This is a genomic window from uncultured Actinomyces sp. (assembly GCF_963526355.1).
Taxonomy (GTDB): domain Bacteria; phylum Actinomycetota; class Actinomycetes; order Actinomycetales; family Actinomycetaceae; genus Actinomyces.
Map to the genome: position 1 here is coordinate 1 of NZ_CAUROW010000020.1, position 20,453 is coordinate 20,453.

A 20,453-nucleotide genomic window follows, 5' to 3' on the forward strand; every position below is an offset into this window, starting at 1 on the left:
CCCTTTGATCGGGCGCCGACGACACTCGGCGCTGTTCAGCTGTTTGGGCATCGAGGGTGTGGCCGCGATGAGGCAGCAGCGGAGTGAGTGCCTGGGGGCTGCCAAGCAGGATTCCTTCACCCCTCGCTGGCCAGTGGGTCAGCGCCAGCCGGCCCTAACTGGCGGCCGGTGCGGTCTGCGTGGTGAAGTCTTCCTTGCCCTGGTTGTCGGTGATGACGGCGGTGACGGCGACCTGCTCGCTCGCCGGTACCGTGGCGGTGGCCTGGGCGCCGGTGAGGACCTCCTCGGTGCCGTCGGCGCGCTGGATGTACCAGTCGATATTGGTGACTGCTCCATCGGCGTCGGAGGAGGCCGAGGCGTCCAGGGCGACTTGGTCACCGTCACGGGTGAGAGTGAAGGAACCGGTGGGGCGGACGTTGTCCAGTTGAGCCTCAGCGGCGGCGGGCTGATCCTGGGCGGCTTCCTGTGCTTGGGGGGCGGCAAGTGCGCTCACCACTGAGTCCGCCGTGGCCTTGTGGCCTGCGGCATTGGGGTGGAAGCGTCCGTCCTCGAGCAGGCCCTCGAACCAGGAGCCCTGTTTCCCGCACAGCTCGTGGCCCGTGAAGGAGTCGGAGGGGTCGGTGAACTGGTAGCCGTGGCGCAGAGCAGCGGCCTTGATGACGGCGTTGAGGTCGTTAGTGCGTGCGTTGATCCAGCGCTGGTCGACCTTGGTCAGGCCCTCGCAGCGGCCCGGGACCGGGAAGAGCTGGCCGATGCCCTGCTGGGTGAACATGCGTGGGTAGCCGACGGCGACCACGGCCGCGTTGGGCGCGCGCGTGCCGATGTCGGTCATGATCGTGTCGTAGCTGGTGACACCTTCCTGGGTGGTCTTGCCGGCCAGTGCGTCGATGGCCGAGTCGACCGGGGCGGTGATCGCGCTATCACCCGAGCAGGTGGAGAAGGGGAGCTGCGTGACGCACTTGGACAGGATTTGGGCGAAGCCCGCGTCGTTGCCGCCGATGGAGAAGGAGACCAGCCCGGTTGAGGAGTCCAGGTGGTCGAGTTGGGCGGGCTCGCCCCAGGATGCCTTGGCCTGGTAGAAGTCGCTGGTGCGGGCCCCTGAGCAAGCGTCGAAGTCGAGGGTCTTGCCGGTCTGTTCAGCCACCTGATGGGCGTAGGCGGAGGAGGAGCGCTGGCAGTTGTTGCCGTCCCGGACGTTGGTGCCTTCGGCGTAGGGCGGTAGGCCGTAGCCGGAGGCGTAAGAATCACCCAAAGCGACATATGCGCCGGCGGGGAGCGAGGGGGCTTGGGGGGTTGAGGATGCCGGCGAGCTGACGGCGACAGCGCACGTGAGGGAGGCGGCGAATACTGCAGGGCCTATGCGGCGAAGAAGACGACGTCGTCCCCGGACCGTGTGTGCTGCGTTCCGTTGTACGGATGACGGGGTGGTCGAGGGATCGTGATGGCTGGGCATAGCGTCTCCTTGGGGTCCGCAGACGAACACCGCATACAATACTACCGGAAGATAGTATGAACAACGTTGTCAATATGTCAGGGTGTCCCGACGCAACGTGCCAGTACTCAACCCTGTAGATCCCGATGCGTGAGTGCCCGTGAAAACCGCGTCAGGACGCGGCTCCAATGCTCCATGGCGTGGGTGTCGCTGACGAATGTCATGGACGGGTTGCATGCTGTCAAAGGTCGGAGTAATCTATTTCACCGACGCGACGTTAGATCGACGTATTGTTCCGTCAATCAAGAACGTTGTCGTCTCATAGAGCAGTGACTTTTCTTCGATGTTTGCAGCGACATCGTTCGATGTGTCTCCTGCTCATCATCGAGATCGCCCGCTCCGGTTCAGTCGAAGTCGTTATGGTTCGAATTTCATGAATGACTGTGTGGAGAATATGTGAGGGTGGAATACACGCGAAGCATATTGGGCACTGAAGTGTTCAGTCTCGTGTCCCGCTAGAAGTCCCTGGATTCAAAGTCGATACCCCTGAGACGAGTATCTAACTTTCTTGTTCTGCGCCTAGCGCTGAAATGCGCGCGACGTACTGCAATTGACTAGGTCGGAGAAAAAGATTGAAGCTCGCATACCGAACGAATCATTCCAGAAGAGCCCGGTTGGCCAAACCCGGAAGCCTCTTCTATGAATCTCTGGTCCAAAACCCTAGTAAAGCGTTCAGTGTGACGCCACGGGGATGGGCCAGCGATAGATTAGGGCCCTGGACTCGGGTGTATCCTCCGGAAATATGGGATAGCTACCCGCAGCATGGATGGAAAATTCACGTCAGTTCAGTCCCGGTCGATGCCGAAGAAACACTTGCCGCCGTTGCGGAAACTTGTGAGAGCTACACAACTCCCTTCAAGCATCTGAGTGATCGCTCAGAATTCTTGCACTGCTTGAAGAAGTACGCCGACAGGTTGTCTGGAGGAAAATTTATTACGATCTATCCAAGAAATGAACAGCAGTTCGTGGCCTTGCTGAAAGAATTGGACCAACGATTGAAAGGGAATGTCGGCCCCTATGTGCTGACGGATGTGCGTTATGCCGAGAGTCCAGTGTTCTTCAGATACGGAGCATACTTTTCTAAAATGCTGCGCAATGGAAGAACAGGCATCATTACTCCCTCTGGGGAGGTGATTGAGGACCCTCGCGACGTGAAGTTCTCCATACCTGAATTCGTTACTATTCCGGATGCCATTAGACATGTGGTGGAGGCTCGAAAGAATGGTTTGAAGAACGGGGCTGATGAACTGTTGTATCCCTATAAAGTGACTGGTTGTATGCACTATAGTTTTGGCGGCGGAGTGTATCGCGGATTGGATCTGCGTGACCAGCATGAAGTTATTTTGAAAGAAGCGCGAGCTTATAGCGGATACACGTCAGAAACGGAATCATCTCAGGATCGTTTAAGATCTGAAGCTGAAGTGCTCAAGGAACTGGAGCATTTGGAGTTTGTGCCACGTCTCCGTGACTATCTGGCACTCAGTGATCATGAATTTATTGTAGAGGATTTCATCGAAGGTGGGACGCTTCAAGATTGGATAGCCTCAAACTATCCCTTTCTTTTCGATCAGCCCATTGAGCCATATGAAGCCGACGCATTGAAAATATCCCGACAGCTCATTAAAATCGTCCAGTCGGCGAATGCGGAGGGTGTGGCCATCATGGACCTTCAGCCTAAGAACATAATGATTGAAAAGGACCTGACTGTTCGCCTCATTGACTTGGAGGGGGCGCGGCCGATCACGTGCGAATCTCGAGATGTACTGGGTACTCCTGGGTTCATGCCGCTAAGAAGGTGCAGTAATCGGGAACGAGATGCGTACTCCTTATTCCAAGTGCTTTTATACATGTTTGCACCTTCTTCGGATTCTGCTCTATCGCCTGGGCTTGAGCAAAAACGCATCGACTTCATATCGGAGACATTCTCTGAAGAGGCGCTGAGTCTCATCGAGTGCGTCCGTGCTGAAGTGCCGTCGTCGGTTACTAAGCCAAGACTGGGCCTTTGTGCGAATAGCGCAAGGGCAGTTCGTCCGCAACCGTTGCGATATGAGTGGAAGCAGTATAGGCATAAGGTCATCTCGGGAATATTTGCCGCAAGAAGACGAATTGAGAAAACTGCGCCCATATTCCCCGGCGATGCGCGGCAGTTGTGGGACGGTCCATCAGCGCAGTGGGACTTGGAAACTGGTACCGCTGGAATCATTCTGGCCCTATCGAGACTGGGAGTGAATATGCATGAACTCGCGGTTGAACTTGCTGAGAATATGTGTACAACTGATCTCCCTGAAGAAGGGCTTTTGCGGGGACTTCCTGGCATTGCATTGGCTATGGCTGAAGCGGGAGAGCCTGAAATCGCCTTGGCGCTGGCAAGCCATCGGGAAAGTTTTGCAAGCAAGAATGCGAATATTCGAAGTGGTATAGCTGGGACAGTTCTATCATATTTGTCATTGTGTCAGTACGGCATGAAGATCAGGTTCATTCATGAGTTGCTGGCCGACTTCGAAGACGCCCTGGATGACTCGGACATATATGTGGATGGTGGCGGAGCTGAAACTGGGAACGCTGTTGGCTTATTCGACGGTTGGTGTGGTGTGGCAGTGGCTTGTGAGGCGGTGTTCAGAAGAACTGGCAATATTGACTGGCACCGACGGGCCGAAGCCTTCCTGGAGCGAGATGTCCGTCATTTAAAGGCCAGCGATCAGGGTGCGCAGTACATCGATATGTCGGGGGTGGACTATGGATACCTGTCGGAAGGATCGGCCGGAGTAGGAGTGGCGTGCTCCATAGTGGATCGGACTCGCTACAAGAAAATCATTAGAGGGATCTCGATGTCTTTGGGGTCGCGCCTGTGTCTTAGCGCAGGACTATTTCAGGGGCAGGCGGGGCTCGCTGCTTCACTCATGATGATTGGCGGAGTCGAATACGAGTCAATTATTGAGCAGGTGTTAACCAATCTTTTAAACATGAAATCCTTCTCTGTCGACGATGATGAGGCCATTTATTTTCCAGGAAATCATTCATACTGTCTTTCTTCGGACTATTCTACAGGTGCAGCAGGAATAGCGCTATGCGTTGACGGCTATTGTCGGAGATGGCCGGCGTGGGTACCTTGGTCTCCACTTCTGTTCGATGGAGTCAAGAAAGGAGGTGCATGATGGACGAGTTGCTTTCCCTTCAGGCGTTTGACGTTCAGGCGGATACTCTGCCGGAGCGCGCATCGAGCGCAAGCCTGTGGTGCGATGGTAACAACAGCGGCATCAGTATCTGGTGCGGCTGATATCACCTCCCGATCTTAAACATCCTGTGACGAGCAAAGAAAGGAGGTGCATGATGGACGAGTTGCTTTCCCTTCAGGCGTTTGACGTTCAGGCGGATACTCTGCCGGAGCGCGCATCGAGCGCAAGCCTGTGGTGCGATGGTAACAACAGCGGCATCAGTATCTGGTGCGGCTGATATCACCTCCCGCCTGCTGAGGGAGGGGCTGAACGTACGCTGCAGCGTTTGGCCCCTCCCTCCGGGGATTTATAGGTGGGATAACAAATGCGTCGTGATCGGTTATCGTGCGCCCATGATGATTCGGTCGCTTTCTCTAAATCAGAGTAGCTCGGTAACGCCTATCCCGACGAGTAAGTATGTTGTGCTTGGTAAGGGAAGGAGATAACCCATTGTGTTGGTTCTAGAATGTGAGAACCTGCATCACCATTTTGGTGAGGCCAAGGAGGTGCTCCGAGGGGTGAGTCTGTCCTTTGAGTCAGGATCCATCACAGCTGTGATGGGGCCGTCCGGTTCTGGCAAGACGACGCTATTGAACTGCATGTCGGGAATCATTCGTCCTACAGGCGGACGAGTGATTTACCGAGGGCGCGACCTTTCTCGGATGAATGCCTCAGCGCAAGATAAGTTACGACGATCCTCGTGGGGGTTCATATTCCAGTCCTATAATTTGGTGGAAGCGCTCACTGCGACAGACAATGTTAAATTGCCGGCGTTATTTGACGGGCATCGTATGGACGACGAGGTTGCGGCATCGGCACTGGCACGAGTGGGCCTTGACGGATTGGGGGAGCGATATCCGGAAGAATTGTCCGGTGGTCAACGACAGCGGGTAGCCATTGCCCGGGCACTCGCAAGCAGTCGTGACGTAGTATTCGCCGACGAGCCTACTGGTGCGTTGGACAGCGGTTCTCGTCGAGAGGTGATGGATAATCTGACGGCGCTTCCCAGTAGCGGTAGTACCGTGGTGTTGGTGACTCACGATCCGATGGTCGCCGCAGAGGCGTCACGTGTGGTGTTTCTTTACGACGGTGCTGTTGCGGGCGAAGAAAAAGGCCTTTCGCCGGTAGGTATAGCCGAACGCCTCGCGGACCTGGAGGTGCGCTGATGCTTGGCACAATGCGTTTGTCGATCCGGATACTGCGCCGTCATATGGCGCTGTACTCCGGGTGCATGGCCACTGTTGGAGCTACGTCAGTGATCGCTTCGGCTCAGGCGTATCTGGTCGCGGGATTCTCAGATGCTGAAAGGGTGAGCGTCTCAAGCATGTCTGCAGAGGAGGTTGCCTCTCAGCTCACTGCAATCAAGGGGATTCTGTCTCTACTCAGTGGAATTGCGATCGTGGCCAGCGGATTCCTGATGTCGTCCGCCGTTAAACAGGTGATCTCGTTTCGGCAAAGAGAATTCGCGCTGATGCGCCTGGTGGGAGCCAGTAGGTCCCGTATATCTGGAATGGTATTCTCGGAGTGCCTGCTGATGGCGTTTGTTGTGGCCTTGCCGTGTTCAGTTGTCGGCGCTCTGTTGTCCCCGGCGCTGCTCGCTGGGCTACGGATGATCGGCTTTTTCGGCAATGATGTCTCGGTGAGCTTCGTTCTCACGGCAATTCCGATCGTCATCGTGGCGGTGTCGATGTCTCTGGTCGCGGGCCTGGCGGGTTGGGCTGCCGCACGTGGAGCCACGCGTGGAGACCTGGCTCATGCGGTTGTCTCACTGACAGGAAAGTTGTCCGTTTGGCAGATCGCTTGGCGCGTCACGTTCGGGGTGGCCGGCTTGGCCGGTATCGTTCTGCTGGACGCTCAGAAACTGGGGTCCAACCTTGTGCTGGTTCTGCCGTTCTTGGCGGTGGTACCGCTATTCGCATTGGCGCCGGTGGCGATCCCGGCCGGGGCCTTGGCGGTGGGCCGTCTGGTTGGCCTGGCCGCTCCGGGCCCAGGCCTGCTCGCGGCTGAACGGGCGAGTCGGGATCGATTGCGTCTTGCCCGTTCGGCTGTACCGGCGATCGTGTGCGTGGGGGTGCTAGGCGGTTTTCTCGTGGCTAATGCACCTGACGAGGAGGCGCGCACGGCATACGCCTCTTCACGTGTCGGGGCCACCGCGATCGCCCGCGTCACCGGCACCGATGATGCGGACCGGGTGACAGAGTCGTTGCCCTCTTCTACCGGTGCCACCGCACGTCTTGCGTCTCGAAAGAACATGGTGAAAACCGGCGAGAAGAAAGCCTCTCGGCAGACCATGTACTTCACCGATTCCGGAGCCCTGCGTGAACTGTTGCGTCAGAATATCGTGGAGGGTGATCCTGAGAAGGTGAAGGGCGTCGACATCGCTAGTAGTATGGGTGGTGCACGCGTGGGTGATTCCATACAGGCCCAGAGTGCTTCAGGTCAGCAGATCGAACTGCATGTCGTGGCTGTCATTGAGGATCCTTTGTATGATGACGGCGTATTTCTGGACTGGGGTCAGGCTTCCCAGTTTGTAGCCGATCCGACAAGTCTTTCTGCAACGATTTTCACTACTGCGGCAGTCGACAACGAGGTGGCCGCTGTTATGAGCACCGCTGGTATCAAAGGTTCTGTCACTGATCAATCAGGATACATCGAGTACTTGGCGGAGACGCGACATGCTAACACTTATCGCTCCAATATCGGAATTTTTGGGACGATTTACCTCATGAGTTTGATCAGTCTGGTCCAGTCCGCCATCAGCTCCAATTTGGCGCGGAAGCGTGAGTATGGGCTGTTGAGGGTGCTAGGAGTCAGTCCTAAAGGAATTCTTGCCACAACAGCTACCGAAACTGTGATCGTCCAGATCGTTGCAGGTATCCTCATCGGGATCACCTTTGTTGTGCTGGCTGTTCGGTTTGCCGCGCTCAATAGCACGTCTCCGCTGTCCGCACTGGCTTCGGCAGCACCTTCTACCGTCGCCGCCTACATCTCGGTGCTCGTCCTGGCCCTAGTTTCTCAGCTGGCAGGAACATATCTCACGCTTAGCCAGTCCTCCAAGGCTGAAACCGGGAATCACGGGTAGCGAAGGACGTGTTGGCATGAAGACCACGAGTATGTTGGGGCAGTTGGCAAAAATTAAGGGTGTGACGCTCTGCACGCTGCTTGTCGGCATCGTCGCGGGTGTTGTCAACGCGGTTCAACCAGTTCTTTTAAAAAAGGTGCTTGATAACTTGCAGGCACTTCAGCCCCTTTCGGTCGCACTGCTGGTGGCTGCAATTGCTTCCTATACTGGGCTACTGGCATTACAAGAATATTTGAGGGCGAAGATCGCTCATACGGTGACTGCTAATGTGCGTACACGGCTAGCGCGACACTTATGTGAAGTCCCATTGTCGTCCTTCGATGATCACCCTAAAGGGGATCTTCTGGCGCGATTCGGAGACGATTCGGTGCAGGTTGGAAAGGCACTCAACGACGGTGTCATAGGGGCTTTCTCTGCGGTATTCGGGTTCTTGTTCGCCTTCGTTGGAATGTTGTTGATTGACGTGACTCTGCTCATTTCAGTACTGTTATGCGTCGGCTTTGGATCGGTATTGTCACTGCTGACGAGCAAGACACTGGAGGGTAAGTCATTATACGCCCAAGAGGCTAATGGTGAGTTGATGACGGCATTTGATCGCACCATGACGGCATTGCCGGTCTTGAAAGCGTACAACGCCGAGTCGCTGGAAGGAGTGAAAATCGTTCGCTCCGTCCGAAACCATTACTCCAAAAACATGAGATTGGTTGCTCTCCAAGCGATCGTCAAGCCTTTGGGAGGAATTATTGTTCAGGTGGCATTATTCATCAGCCTTGGTATCGGGGTGTACCGCGTCTCAATTGGAGCGCTGACCGTTGGAAGTCTGGTTGCGTTTGCCATGTATTTGATGATGATGATCACGCCCGCCTCGCAGGTCATGAATGGAGTTGCTGCTTACCGAGCGGGTAGGGGAGCGATGGTAAGAGTCGATCAGATTCTTTCAATCGCAGCGGAGGACGCCAAAACAGTCGCTATTGAACAAAATGAGGATGACGAGCGCTCGGACGTTCATGAGGCAGTAACGAGTGACGGAGTACTGAGTTTCAATGAGGTAATCTACCGGTACGACGGAGAGACGGATCCCTTTATGCTTGGGCCGCTCAGTTTTAGTGTGGAAGCCGGTTCGAGAACGGCGATCGTTGGTCAGTCCGGCTCGGGAAAATCGACGATTCTGTCGTTGGTGGAAAGATTCCGATCCCCTCAGTCGGGAGTCATACGTTTCTTGGGAAAGAAGCAGACTGATTATCAGCTCACGGCCTATCGCAACAATCTTGCGTATGTCGATCAGGGTAATGTTGCATTGGGGGGAACCCTTCGGGAGAACCTCATGTTAGCCAATCCTGACGTGTCTGATTCTGATCTTCAGATGGTGCTAGCGGCGGTAGGTTTACAACACTTCGTTTCTAGGCTCGATGTAGATCTGGGGGATGCAGGTGGGCGGTTGTCGGGTGGTGAACGGCAACGAATATCATGGGCTCGGTTTCTCCTTAATCGATACCGACCCCTTCTAGTTCTTGATGAGCCGTCGTCGAGTGTGGACTCCATATCTGCGGCCCATTTTACTCGAATGCTTGACTGTCTGCCAAGGAAATCGACGGTAATTCTTGTTACGCACAACCTGCATCAAGTGATTGGATTTGATCAAATTATCGTGATGCAACATGGCCATATGGTGGGGAGCGGGAGGCATGACGAGTTGCTGCGCGGAAATAGGATCTACCGGAGAATGGCCGAGCAGCAAGGGATGGTGGCTGCGTGATTGAGTTAGCGGAAGGAATGGACGTGACTGCCGTCGATGCCCCCACTTTGAATGAGATTCTCCTGAGTGAAACAGCTCGCTCTTACAATGCGCTTGGCGTGGAACTCGTTCCGTCAGATGCTGTCAAGAATACTCGTGGTTTAGCGACCGCCCGCCTTCGAGCGCTACCTGTCCGGCGGGGAAAGTACTGGTACTACCCTCGGTATGATGGTGGAAGAACACTGTACTGTCGTTCAATCGCCTCTGACGACGGGATTCAGGAATATATGCATGGCGATTTTCAGGAAGCGGTTGACGAGGTGGTTCATCCAAACCTGGTTAACTCGGTGAAGTTGGGAGCGAATAGACGAACGGGAAAGTTGTTCTCCATAGAGCATGTCGGGCGCGGGAGAATGAGAATGCTGGTTATGGATGGTTCTCCTGGCCGCTCGCCCGCCGTTGTGTGCAATATTGATAACGTAGGCAGTACTGCGGCTTGGGCGGGCGACTCGAACTGGATCTTCTATACGAAGTTGGATGACGCGCTCCGGCCTGCGGAACTATGGGCCCGCAATGTGGACGACCCTCGTAGCGAGATCAGGCTTCATTGGGAGGATGACAAGCGGTACGGCATAGTGGTGTATGCTAACGGCGGTCACGTATTCTCTCTTTCATCCACTCCTGAAGCGAGTGAGAGTGCTGAATACAGGATGGGGGATGATGGCACCTGGAGCAGAAATGTTTTGATCAGTCGCTCCTGCGGTCTTCTCCATCGTGTTTTTGCGGCCGACGAGCGCGGTGGAACTCCACGTTATCTAGTCAGGCATCTCGATTCGTCATGTGATCAGATTCTGAGCTGGGCCAATGAGTGTGATCTTGACGCAAGTGTTGGCGCCGCGAAATGGAGTCGAGTCTTCGGCGGTGCGCCCCGGACGGTGCTCACAGATGTTTATGTCGTGCCGAATCATATTGTTCTCGGAATGCGCGTGAACGCCCTTCCCAGGGTGGGTGTCATTGATATGAGTTCTGCCGGCGACGTTCTTATGGTCGGCCCAGATGAGGAGGATGACGATCTGATCGGAGTCCGTGTTGTCGACGCTGACGAGGATGGCTCCGCTCTCAGAGTTGCTTTTGAATACTACACGCGTCAGATCAGAGTGATTGACTATCGATACGTTGACGGAAAGAGCTTCGAGATTCCGTTTGATATGAAGGAACCCGAGATTTCGACCAGATTGATTGCGACTAGGGAATATGTCAGGAGTGGCGGCGTCGACATCCCCATGACCTTTGTTCGCTCTGAAGAAGTCCGGCCGGATGGGCGTGCTCCCGGGGTGCTGGTAGCTTATGGGTGCTATCAAAGCTGCTTGGATCCGGAGTTCGCTAGAAGTTGGTTGGAACTGCTTCAGCGGGGAGTGGTGATCGTGTATGCCCATGTTCGCGGCGGGGGTGAGATGGGTAGTTGGTGGCATGAGCAAGGGCGTGGGATCAACAAGGTGAATTCATTGATGGATTTTGACACATGTGCTCGCTATGCCGTTGAATCGGGATGGGTGGCGGAAGGTAGGTTGGGAGCGGCGACTGCATCGGCTGGAGCGATTCTTGTGGCCTCTTCAATTAATCGAAACCCAGGTCTGTTCAGAGCGTGCCTACTTCGACAGCCGTTCGTTGACCCTCACAATGTTCTGAGAGATCCGACCCTTCCTCTGGTGGCGACGGACTGGAGCGAGTTCGGGAATCCTCTCGAGGATCAGCGAGCTGCCGAGATGATTCGATCATATTCTCCGTTACAGAATGTGCGTACTCAAGACTATCCTGCCATCGGTGTCGTTCTCGGTGAGTTGGACTCTCGTATCAGCAACTCCGATGCTGTCGAGTGGGTGGAGCGGATTCGCAGTGCGTCCACGTCGTCGCTCCCATTGTATATAGACGCGATAATGGGGGTTGGGCACGGTTGTGATGATGCTCGTTTCGAACTTGCCTTCTGGGAGCGCGAGCTATTGAATCCCTGAGCGGGATGGGTTGATGAAACGAAACCCATGAGTGGTTCTTGAGGCTTGTTCACCGACCTGCCAGCCGTCTCGTCGAGCGTGTCATCGACCGTTCGTTTCGACCTGTGGCTCGTTGTCCCCCGCTGTGTGAACGTGCGAGTCGGGTTCGGGGTTGCTTGGCTGTGGACACAGGAATGTCCACGTGCAGCACAGGCCGCCGCTCGCCGTCGGTGGGACTACAGGTCCCCGACCTTCTGGAGGCGTTGGAGACTGAGCCAACCCACCGGGATCGGGATCCAGAAGGTGACTAGGCGGTAGACGACCGCCGTTGAGAGCGCCACCCCGTAGGGGACGCCGGCGGCGACGAGCCCGGCGGTCAGGGCCAGCTCGACCGGTCCGATGCCACCGGGGGAGGGCACGATTGATCCCACTGTGTTGGAGGCCAGGTAGGTGATGGCCAGAACCGTGAAAGGAACCGTGGTGCCGAAGGCCCACAGGCTCGCGCTGAAGGACAGGATGTAGGACAGACTGAGCATGAGCGCTCCGCCGACCCCCAAGGCCAGGCGCACCGGATTGGACATGACCCATACGAGCCGCGGCCATACCTGGCGGTAGGTGGGTGCGATCTTGGCCCACGCCCAGGCGCGTGCTCTGGGGATCACCAGAATGACCGCCGCAACGACCACGATGACGCCGGCCGCGACCAGCACCCAGCTCGACGGCAGTGTCAGTCCCGTCGACTGGCCGGTCATCGCCGCCAATGTTACGAGCAGCACCACGGTGACAAGGAGCTGGACCACTTGGACCAGGGCCACCGTGGCCACGCCGACCGCCGTCGGTACGCCCTTGCGGTTGAGGAAGCGCAGGTTGATGGCCGCCCCGCCCACCCCGGCCGGTGCTACGAGCGTGACGACGGCGCTGGCCAGGTGTACCTCGGTGGAGCGCCACAGCGACAGTCGCTCAGGGCTGAAGGCCGCCAGTGTGAGCCCGGCGCCCACGTAAGTCGCCACCGAGAAGACCAGAGCCATCAGCATCCACCAGATACTGGCCTGCGAGACGGCCGCGGAGACCTGCTGGAAGTCCAGCTGCGCCAGCAGTGTCCACATCGCGACCAGTGCCACGACGGCCATGAGGACAGTACGCGTGGAGAAGCGTCTGAGACGGGCCGGCTCGGCGTCTGCAGTCGGGGTGAGGGTCACGAGGGCGTCGCGCAGGTCCTGCAGGACCTGCCTGCCGGCCCCGCGCCGCCTCATGACCTCTCGGGTCTGGCGTGGCAGCACCACCCGCTGGAGCATGGGAGCGATCGAAGCCAGCTGCGCGGTGGTCAGCGATCGGGAGGCGGCGTCGATGGCTCGCTGGGCGCCCACGGTCATAGCCGTCAGCGCCAGGGCCTGGGCCAGGTCCACGCGGCGGGAGAGCTCGGAGGAGATCGTCTCACCCGAGGCCCAGTCCAGGAGCCACAGGCGTCCCGCCTCGTCGACGACGACGTTCGAGGCGTCGATGCCGCCGTGTGCCAGCCCGGCGGCATGGGCCTGCTGGAGTTGTCTCCACAGCTGGTCCAGGACGTCGTCGTCGATCTCGGCTCCCAGGTCCTGGATGGAGCGGGCGCCCACGACATGGTCGGTCACCAGCAGCACCGACTCCGCGGCCTCGGCCATGCCCCGCAGCTCGGGGGTGCGCACGTGGGCGCGATGCGCCTCCATCGTCATGAGAGCGGCGTGCTTGGCGGCGGATCGCAGGGACATATCGCGGGTGGGGGACAGACCCTTGACGCGGATCTGGTCCCAGATGTTGGACAGGAATCCGGCTACTTGCCGGTCGGCGTCGAGGAGAGTGGCGTTGTGGCGCTCGCCGGTCGAGTCCCACACGGCGTACATCCGGTGGACCGAGGCCCTCTCCCGGGACAGGGCGGAGCTGGAGGCCTCAGCCAGAACGGCGGTCAGATCGACGCCGGTGGCCGGCCTGATCGTGTTGGTGTCGGCTGGTCCCGCTGCGGTTGACGACGCCGGATCAATGGGGGAGGCTGCTGCCTCGGACGGTTCCGTGGTCGGCTTCCTGGCCGGCTCAGTGTCTTCAGTGGCGGACGTGGTGGAGTCCGGTGGCTCGGCCGCCGCCGAGTCCGACGACCTGGTCGACGTGCCGCTGCTGTCGGCCCCTGAAGTCCCCTGAGCCATCGGAGTCAGGGGGAGCTCGCGGACCTGCTCACGGACCTGCTCGGTGTAGCCCAGAGGGGCGTCAGTGGTGACGACCCAGGCGCGAGCCTCCGGGGCGCGGTCCATGCGGACCACCCGTACTGCGTCGATCCCGGCTCGGCGCAGTGCGCGCACGAGCGTGACCCCATGGGCGCGGCGGTCCTCCACGCCGACGACGTAACGAACCACCAGGCCGACGGTACGACCCAGCAGCAGGGACAGGATCGCGCCGGGCAGGGTCAGGGCGCCGCGCAGGACGGCCAGGCCGAGGATGATGCACAGGGCCGCCCAGCTCGAACGCATTGTGCTGGAGCTGTTGCGGTCGCCGGCGCCCGTGAGCAGGCCCGACATGGCCGCGAAGACGGTGGAGACACCCAGTTGTGCGGCGCCCGAGGCTGTGACCGTCAGACCCGTGACGAGGGAGGCCGGTCCCCATATGACCAGCCCAGTCATTGCGCCGAGGGCGACCGCGTACCCGGCGATCCCTGATAGGACGGCCTCGCCGCAGGAGCGCCAGGAGCGGCGTAGGAAGCGGTCGAGCAGGACGGCCAGCGGCACGATGAATGTGGTCAGGCCCTCGATGGCCTGTAAGGGGAAGACCAGGATGCGACGCAGCACCACCGCGAGGGCGTTCTGGACGTCCTGGGTGACGCCGGTTGCGGTCTGGCGGGCGTAGATCGCCAGGATCAGGACCGCCCCGATGCCCAGGAGGGTCAGAGTCAGATCGAGCAGGTCCTCGGTGCGTCGCAGGCGGTGCGCGGTGGTGTCCACCAGGAGTGTCGTCGAGCGCGCTGTGGCGGATGGTGGGGTTGTGGTGGCGATGGGCGGCTCGGTGGGGGCTGAGACGTCGGTGGGGCCGCCTTCTGACGGAGGTGGGCCTGGTGCCGCATCGGTCATGTGGTGATTCTAGAAGGTGACCCTGTGTGTGCCCCTCCTACGTCAGGAGGGTCTGCCTGCGCAGTTTCCTACATATTCAAACTTGTTTGTTATGCAAACTTACGCAGGTTATCCTGTGGGTGTTCCGGCATACAGGCCACTGCGAGTGAGGAGGTTCGTCATGAGTGACGCATCCCAGCACCAGGAGATTCCGGAGGGGCCGGCCGAGGCTCTCGCCGTCGTCGACGCCCAGCGGGAGACCTATCTCAAGCGGCATGAGATCAAGCCCGCTCCGCTCCTGATCGCCTGGGGGTCTGCCTGGCTGATCGGCTACGCCGTTCTCGCCCTCTATCGCGAGCCGGACTACAGCATGCCCAGGATGCCTTTCCTGTTTTTCGGCGGATGTCTTGCGGCCGCACTTGTCTTCACCTTCGCCTACATCATCCCCAAGGCACGTGGTATCCGTGGCCGAAGCAATCGTGAGGGCACCTACTACGGCTGGTCCTGGTTCCTCGGCATGGCGCTGGGGACCATCATCCTGGGGCGGGTGAATGCCGTTCTGGCCACCATCGACACGCCCCAGGCCAGGGAGATCGCGGCCCTGGTGTCCAATGCGTTGCCATGCCTTGTCGTCGGCGTCATCTTCCTCATGAGTGCCGCGCTGTGGGATGAGGCGGTCATGGGATTCCTGGGCGGCTGGATCCTCCTGATCACCGTTGTGTTCACGGTCGCCGGGGCACCCTGGGGCTGGTGGGTCATGTCCGTGGCCGGTGGGGGCGGCATGCTGGTGGCGGCCGTCGTCAGCACCGTGGTGGGAGCGAAGCGAGGCGCGTGAGATGGCGGAGGAATCAGGGAGGAAGAAGGTGAGGCGGCCGGCCGGCCAAGAGGCGGGACCGGCTGAGGCGGCCGGATTGGCCGCGTCCGGCGTCGATATCGACCCCGTCATCCACGCTCAGGCCCGCTTGCGGATCATGGCGACCCTGGCCGCCGTGCCGGTCGGTGACGAGCTGCACTTCCCCCGCTTGCGCGAGCTGCTGGACATGACGGCCGGCAACTTGTCCACCCACCTGTCCAAGCTCGAGGGGGCCGGCTACATCCGGCAGAACAAGGCCTATGTCGGACGCAGCCCCGCCACCTACCTGGCGCTGACCCCCGAGGGGCGGGTCGCCTTCGAGAGGTACGTGCTCAACCTGCGTTCCCTGCTCAATACCTGAAGATCGAGGTGCTGGCCGGCCGCCGGCCGAGGTGGGGCGGACGGTCTTGTGGGTGTGCCTGAAGGCCGGCGAACGGCACTGTTGGCTTGAGGACTGATCCGGAAGGATCAGTCCTCAAGCCATCAGGTCGTCGGTGCGGTTCGGATGTTACTGGTGACTGCGTTCTGGCGGGCCGAGCTGTCAGCGCACGCCGCCGGTGCGGTGGGTGACGACGATCAGCAGGCCCCACAGGACGGCGCCTACTCCTACGGTCGCGGCTAGAAGGGGAAGCATGCTCGCCGCGTCAAAGGCCCCGGCAGTGCTTAAGGCTGACGAATCTAGGGCCAAGGTCATAGTGAGAATGCCCTGCGGAATGACGTAGGCCAAGGGGCTCTGAGCCGCCGCCAGACCGATCCCGACGGCACAGCCGATGAAGGCGACCGCCACGGGCGCGGCGAAGGACCGCATGAGCATGCTCAACAGTGACTGCACCGCTATGAGCGGCGCCGCCGTCAGCACCCCGAGGAGAGCCGACACGGTGAAGGACATGGGCATCGCGGGCCCCAGACCCATGAAGAACGTTCCCGAGATCCAGGCCAGGACCACGAGGATCACCTGCATCACCAGCAGCGGTGCGAAGAGGACCAGGGTCTTGGCCAGCGCCACGGCCGCCGGAGTGTGGGGGGTGGTCCGCATGGCGTTCCAGCTCGTGCCCCGGTGCTCCACCCGCCACACGGCGGAGGCCAGCAGGGCCACGCCCAGCGAGCAGAACATCATGGCGTAGAAGACCGTTATCTGTGAAGCGAGGGTAACCCAGGTCCGGGGAAGCATGTCTGAGTTTATCGAGTAGTTGACGCTGCCGGAGATGACCGCCAGCAGTGGCAGCAGGACGGTCACCGCCCACACTGAGGAGCGCTTGAGCTTGATGGCCTCGGCGGCCACCAGCGAGACGAACCCGCTGCGCCCGTTGAATGCGCCGCGCCGTTTCGATGCGGCCTCGTTCCCGCTGCCGGCAGAACGGGTGACGGAGGGGACCCTCGGTACCGCAGTGGTATGCGCGGCGGGACCGGCAGTGCGGGTTATGGTGGAGGCGTTGATGGGAGTAGTCACGGGGGATCACCTCTCGATCCGGTCGAGCCGGCGGGTAGCGACAGTGAAGATGAGGGCGGTCAGGCTTAGGAACCCAATAACCCAGAACATAGGGGCCGTGACGTACTCGATAACGGTGTGGCCGTCCACCGCGGACATCTTCACGGGCGAGATCATGGCGTAGTAGCCCCAGGGCAGTATCCGTGCCAGTGATATCGGGGCGAGCAGCATGTAGACGCTGGTGAACCCTCCTAGGAGCCCCACACTCATGACGACCAGCTGGTTCTCCACCACGGCCGCCAGCCACAGGTGGTAGGCGCACATCGCGATGTTGACCAGGGCCAGTAGGAGCGTGTAAGTGACCCAGGGGCCGACGTCGATCGGGAGGGAGAGGCCCATGACCCGTGCTATGACGATGAGGACCGCGCTCTGGGCAATGGATGCGGGAACGATGAGGAGCGTCAGCGCTGCGAGCTTGACCCGGCACAGGGCCCCCGGTGTCAGTCCCGAGGTGGCCGCCAGGTTCCATCCGGCTCCGGTGTGCTCGATGTCGGTCTGCCGGCTGGCGAGGACTGCGACGAAGATCGGCTGTATCATCGGATTGTAGAAAACCGTGGATAAGAGAAGGCTCTCCCACGGCTGGGCGCTGGGGTCGCTCAGTTGTCCGTGTCTTGCCATGCTGCCCAGCTGCAAAGCGCTCATGAGGATCGAGACCGTGATGAGGATCGCGGCTACCAGCAGCACGCGCAGGCGGCGCATCTTGAGGACCTCGATGCCCACGGAGTTCAGGAACCCGGGTGCGGCCGATCTGCGCGACCCGCGTGCCGACGTCGCCTTGCCGGCCGTGACGGCTGGGTGGGAAAGCGTGGCGCTCGTCATCACAGCACACCTCCCCGTCCGGTGAGGTCCATGAAGATGTCCTCCAGGCTCTGGGCCTCGCGGCGCACCTCGTGCATCTCGACGCCGGCGGCGGCCAGCCGGTTGATGAGCTCGGCGACTGCTCCCTTCGACATCCCCGGGATACGTACGCCCTGCGGCACCAGCACCGGACCGCTCGGCTGATTGGGCGAGCTGGCTGCGCCGGGGGCCTGAGCTGGTACGAGTCCGGCCAGGACCTGCGGGTCCAGGACGGCCTGCGGCGTCGGGGTGTCGATGAGGATGTCCGGCACGGAGCGCTCCATGAGCTCGGCGCGCGTGCCCTGGAAGACGAGGCGGCCGGCGGACAGGATGCCGAGCATGGAGGCCATGCGGTCGATCTCGTCCAGGAGGTGGCTGGAGACCATGATGGAGACGCCCTCGTCGGCGAGCTCGACCATCAGGCGGCGCATCTCCTCGATGCCGGCCGGGTCCAGGCCGTTGGTGGGCTCGTCGAGGATGAGGAGCTCGGGGTCGCGGGCCAGTGCCAGGGCGATCCCCAGGCGCTGCTTCATGCCCATGGAGTAGGTGCGCACCAGGCGGTCCTTGTGCTCGGTCAGGCGCACGAGCGACAGGGCGCGACTGATCTGCTGCTCGCTCAGGCCCTGCATCTTCGCGGCGATCCGCATGTTCTCCGCGCCCGTGAGGTGGCCGTAGCCGGGAGGGTTCTCGATCATGGAGCCGGTGCGTGACATGATCTCGGCTCGCGTGGCCGGGGTGAAGGATTGCCCCAGGACGCTGATCTGGCCGCGCGTGGGCGCCAGGAGCCCCAGCAGCATCTTCATCGTGGTCGACTTTCCCGAGCCGTTGGGGCCGAGGAATCCGTAGACGGTGCCGCGCGGCACCACCAGGTTCAGGCCCTCGACGACGGTGCGCTCACCGAAGGTCTTCGTGAGGTCGCGGGTGAGGATGACGGCGTCGTCGGCCGATCCGGCGGACGGTGCACTCACCTGCGGGACGGTAACCGATTGAGTCGGTGCCGAGTCGGGGGAGACGATGCCGGGCGCCGGTGCGCTGCGGCCGGCGTCCATGCGGGGGAGGGGCTGCTGGGCGGCCTGGGCCGGTGCGCCCGAGCGCGTCATCAGCTGTTGGGGTGAGCGCGGGGCCGGGGGGACGGCGTGGGGGATGTTGTGATTGCTCGGTGGGAGGTGATGTGAACTCGTCATGGCATGAAGTCTGCTTGCACCGGGACGGGTGATCATCAGCCCGTGGTCTGCTTCCTGAGCGGGGTGGCCTGGCAGACTCATACCCGGGTATGAAACTCTCGCCTCGGCCTCCTGGGGGCGCGATCACGACGGTACGGTGTGAGTCATGAGAAAACGACACCAGGATGAGAATGAGCCCGCGGTGGGCCCGATTCCGGCAGCCTTGCGCCACCCGAAGTCAGGCCCGTGGACGACGCCGAGCGATGTCGTCATCGCCCTTTCCCTCTTCCTTCTATCCCTGTTCGGACGGTCGGAGACGGGGGGCGAGACCATCCAGGGAGCGTCGTCGGCGCTCTTCCTCCTGATGGCGGGGGCCTGCGCCCTGGCCATGGCGGTGAGGCGCCACTCCCCGATGATCTTCGTCCTGGTGGCTGGTGTCTGCCTGAGCGCTCACCTGGTGCTGCTCCCGGAGCCCACCTTGTTCTTCACCATGGTCGCCTTCGTGGCGGTGGAGACGACGCAGTCCCGCCTGGAGGCGCCGTGGCGGTGGGTGGGACTCGCCCTTGAGCTGGCGGGGGCGGCCATGACGACGGTGCGGCTGCACGGGCTCATCGGCGACTACGCTCATGGGGGTATGGGACGGCTGATGGTCATCACCAACGCCTGGCTGTTGGTGGCGGTGGCCGCTTTCGTCGGCGCCGCCAGGCGCCGCCGCCGCGACCGCTACAACCAGGCCTTCGAGCGGGCCACGGTCCTGGAGACGCAGCAGGCCACCGAGCGGCGCCTGGCGGTGGTGGAGACCCAGCAGCGCATCGCCCGTGACGTCCATGACCTGCTTGGTCACACCCTTACCGTCATCGCTATGCAGGCAGAGGGCGCCCGCGCCATCCTTGCCAGCAACCCGGCCGCCGCCGACGAGGCCCTGGCCGTCATCGGGGAGACCTCCCGCCGTTCCGTCGACGAGGTGCGTGCCCTGGTCGACATCCTGCGCGCCGACGCCGAGGACAACGCTGTCGCCGACACCGCCGGTGCTGAGGTCGGTGCCGAGTCCAGTACCGAGGAGGCGGCGTCGAGCCAGCAGGTGGAGTCCCTGCGAGCGTTGGTGCGCCAGGCGCAGCATGCGGGACTGCCCGTCACCTTGGAGACCGACCTGGACGGTGAGCTCCCCGCGGCAGCGGCGCGGGTCCTTTACCGGGTGATGCAGGAGTCGCTGACCAACGTGCTACGGCACGCCCCGGGAAGGGATGCGACCGTCTCGTTGCGCACCGGGAACGGTCGAGCCCTCCTCGTCATCGAGAACGCTCCGAACCTGAAGGCCTCATCGACGCAGGTGGTGCAGGTGCTGGACGCAGCGGACGCAGACCGGAAGGACAGCTCCAGGCGTCGGGGCTTCGGCCTGCTCGGAATGCGCGACCGGGTGACCGATCTGGATGGCTCCTTCTCGGCCGGCCCCACGACCGAGGGCGGCTGGAGGGTGACGGCGGAGCTCCCCATCGCCGGATGAGAGGGACGAATGTCCATATGGCGA

The 20,453-nt window shown here is 60.7% G+C and carries 15 protein-coding genes; 10 read left to right on the forward strand and 5 right to left on the reverse strand.

All coding sequences use genetic code 11. From position 1 onward, the window contains the following. Positions 1 to 154: 154 nt before the first annotated feature. Positions 155 to 1,252, reverse strand: coding sequence for an SGNH/GDSL hydrolase family protein (locus RWR81_RS06385; RefSeq protein ID WP_314456021.1), 1,098 nt, complete (start codon positions 1,250 to 1,252; stop codon positions 155 to 157). Positions 1,253 to 2,106: 854 nt separating this feature from the next. Between RWR81_RS06385 and lanKC the strand changes: the two genes are divergently transcribed. From lanKC to RWR81_RS06420, 7 genes are all read left to right on the forward strand, one after another. Beyond that, on the forward strand, positions 2,107 to 4,647 hold the full coding sequence (gene lanKC, locus RWR81_RS06390; RefSeq protein ID WP_314456023.1) for a class III lanthionine synthetase LanKC: 2,541 nt from the start codon (positions 2,107 to 2,109) through the stop codon (positions 4,645 to 4,647). Beyond that, a complete protein-coding gene (locus RWR81_RS06395; protein ID WP_314456025.1) occupies positions 4,644 to 4,769 on the forward strand; it encodes a hypothetical protein in 126 nt (41 codons plus the stop codon). The genes lanKC and RWR81_RS06395 overlap by 4 nt, the downstream gene beginning before the upstream one ends. A 50-nt stretch (positions 4,770 to 4,819) precedes the next feature. Further along, on the forward strand, positions 4,820 to 4,945 hold the full coding sequence (locus RWR81_RS06400; RefSeq protein WP_314456025.1) for a hypothetical protein: 126 nt from the start codon (positions 4,820 to 4,822) through the stop codon (positions 4,943 to 4,945). 214 nt (positions 4,946 to 5,159) lie between these two features. After that, positions 5,160 to 5,873 (forward strand): ABC transporter ATP-binding protein, encoded by a 714-nt coding sequence (locus RWR81_RS06405; RefSeq protein WP_314456027.1) that lies wholly within the window; start codon positions 5,160 to 5,162, stop codon positions 5,871 to 5,873. 158 nt (positions 5,874 to 6,031) lie between these two features. Beyond that, complete coding sequence (locus tag RWR81_RS06410) at positions 6,032 to 7,789, forward strand: ABC transporter permease (protein WP_314456029.1); 1,758 nt, start codon at positions 6,032 to 6,034, stop codon at positions 7,787 to 7,789. Between the two features lie 16 nt (positions 7,790 to 7,805). Then, a complete protein-coding gene (locus RWR81_RS06415; RefSeq protein ID WP_314456030.1) occupies positions 7,806 to 9,545 on the forward strand; it encodes an ABC transporter ATP-binding protein in 1,740 nt (579 codons plus the stop codon). Between the two features lie 23 nt (positions 9,546 to 9,568). Next, positions 9,569 to 11,536, forward strand: a complete 1,968-nt coding sequence (locus RWR81_RS06420; protein WP_314456032.1) for a prolyl oligopeptidase family serine peptidase — start codon at positions 9,569 to 9,571, stop codon at positions 11,534 to 11,536. A 215-nt stretch (positions 11,537 to 11,751) separates the two neighbouring features. Here the strand turns inward: RWR81_RS06420 and RWR81_RS06425 are convergent, their stop codons facing one another. Continuing rightward, positions 11,752 to 14,604 carry a lysylphosphatidylglycerol synthase domain-containing protein gene (locus tag RWR81_RS06425; protein ID WP_314456036.1) on the reverse strand — a complete coding sequence of 951 codons (2,853 nt, stop codon included), beginning with the start codon at positions 14,602 to 14,604 and terminating at the stop codon, positions 11,752 to 11,754. Positions 14,605 to 14,764: 160 nt separating this feature from the next. Here RWR81_RS06425 and RWR81_RS06430 point away from each other — a divergent pair, with 160 nt between their 5' ends. Next, the gene (locus RWR81_RS06430; protein ID WP_314456038.1) at positions 14,765 to 15,418 is read left to right on the forward strand and encodes a hypothetical protein; all 654 of its coding nucleotides are present in this window, start codon (positions 14,765 to 14,767) and stop codon (positions 15,416 to 15,418) included. A 1-nt stretch (position 15,419) separates the two neighbouring features. Further along, positions 15,420 to 15,797: a transcriptional regulator gene (locus tag RWR81_RS06435; protein WP_314456039.1), complete on the forward strand. Its 378-nt coding sequence runs from the start codon at positions 15,420 to 15,422 to the stop codon at positions 15,795 to 15,797. 180 nt (positions 15,798 to 15,977) lie between these two features. Here RWR81_RS06435 and RWR81_RS06440 read toward each other — a convergent pair whose 3' ends face one another. Genes RWR81_RS06440 through RWR81_RS06450 form a run of 3 tightly spaced genes read right to left on the reverse strand, consistent with a single transcriptional unit; the run spans position 15,978 to position 18,946 of the window. Next, a complete protein-coding gene (locus tag RWR81_RS06440; RefSeq protein ID WP_314456042.1) occupies positions 15,978 to 16,886 on the reverse strand; it encodes an ABC transporter permease in 909 nt (302 codons plus the stop codon). A gap of 6 nt (positions 16,887 to 16,892) precedes the next feature. Then, the gene (locus RWR81_RS06445; RefSeq protein ID WP_314456044.1) at positions 16,893 to 17,744 is read right to left on the reverse strand and encodes an ABC transporter permease; all 852 of its coding nucleotides are present in this window, start codon (positions 17,742 to 17,744) and stop codon (positions 16,893 to 16,895) included. Further along, positions 17,744 to 18,946, reverse strand: coding sequence for an ABC transporter ATP-binding protein (locus RWR81_RS06450; RefSeq protein ID WP_314456046.1), 1,203 nt, complete (start codon positions 18,944 to 18,946; stop codon positions 17,744 to 17,746). Before RWR81_RS06450 ends, RWR81_RS06445 begins: the two co-directional genes overlap by 1 nt. Positions 18,947 to 19,091: 145 nt before the next feature. Between RWR81_RS06450 and RWR81_RS06455 the strand changes: the two genes are divergently transcribed. Further along, positions 19,092 to 20,429, forward strand: a complete 1,338-nt coding sequence (locus tag RWR81_RS06455) for a histidine kinase (RefSeq protein WP_314456048.1) — start codon at positions 19,092 to 19,094, stop codon at positions 20,427 to 20,429. Positions 20,430 to 20,453 lie beyond the last annotated feature (24 nt).

Coding starts and splice junctions, on each gene's coding strand:
- RWR81_RS06395 (WP_314456025.1), top strand. CDS start 4,644: ATGATGGACGAGTTGCTTTCCCTTCAGGCGTTTGACGTTCAGGCGGAT.
- RWR81_RS06400 (WP_314456025.1), top strand. CDS start 4,820: ATGATGGACGAGTTGCTTTCCCTTCAGGCGTTTGACGTTCAGGCGGAT.
- RWR81_RS06410 (WP_314456029.1), top strand. CDS start 6,032: ATGTCTGCAGAGGAGGTTGCCTCTCAGCTCACTGCAATCAAGGGGATT.
- RWR81_RS06415 (WP_314456030.1), top strand. CDS start 7,806: ATGAAGACCACGAGTATGTTGGGGCAGTTGGCAAAAATTAAGGGTGTG.
- RWR81_RS06425 (WP_314456036.1), bottom strand. CDS start 14,604: ATGACCGATGCGGCACCAGGCCCACCTCCGTCAGAAGGCGGCCCCACC.
- RWR81_RS06430 (WP_314456038.1), top strand. CDS start 14,765: ATGAGTGACGCATCCCAGCACCAGGAGATTCCGGAGGGGCCGGCCGAG.
- RWR81_RS06435 (WP_314456039.1), top strand. CDS start 15,420: ATGGCGGAGGAATCAGGGAGGAAGAAGGTGAGGCGGCCGGCCGGCCAA.
- RWR81_RS06445 (WP_314456044.1), bottom strand. CDS start 17,744: ATGACGAGCGCCACGCTTTCCCACCCAGCCGTCACGGCCGGCAAGGCG.
- RWR81_RS06450 (WP_314456046.1), bottom strand. CDS start 18,946: ATGACGAGTTCACATCACCTCCCACCGAGCAATCACAACATCCCCCAC.
- RWR81_RS06455 (WP_314456048.1), top strand. CDS start 19,092: ATGAGAAAACGACACCAGGATGAGAATGAGCCCGCGGTGGGCCCGATT.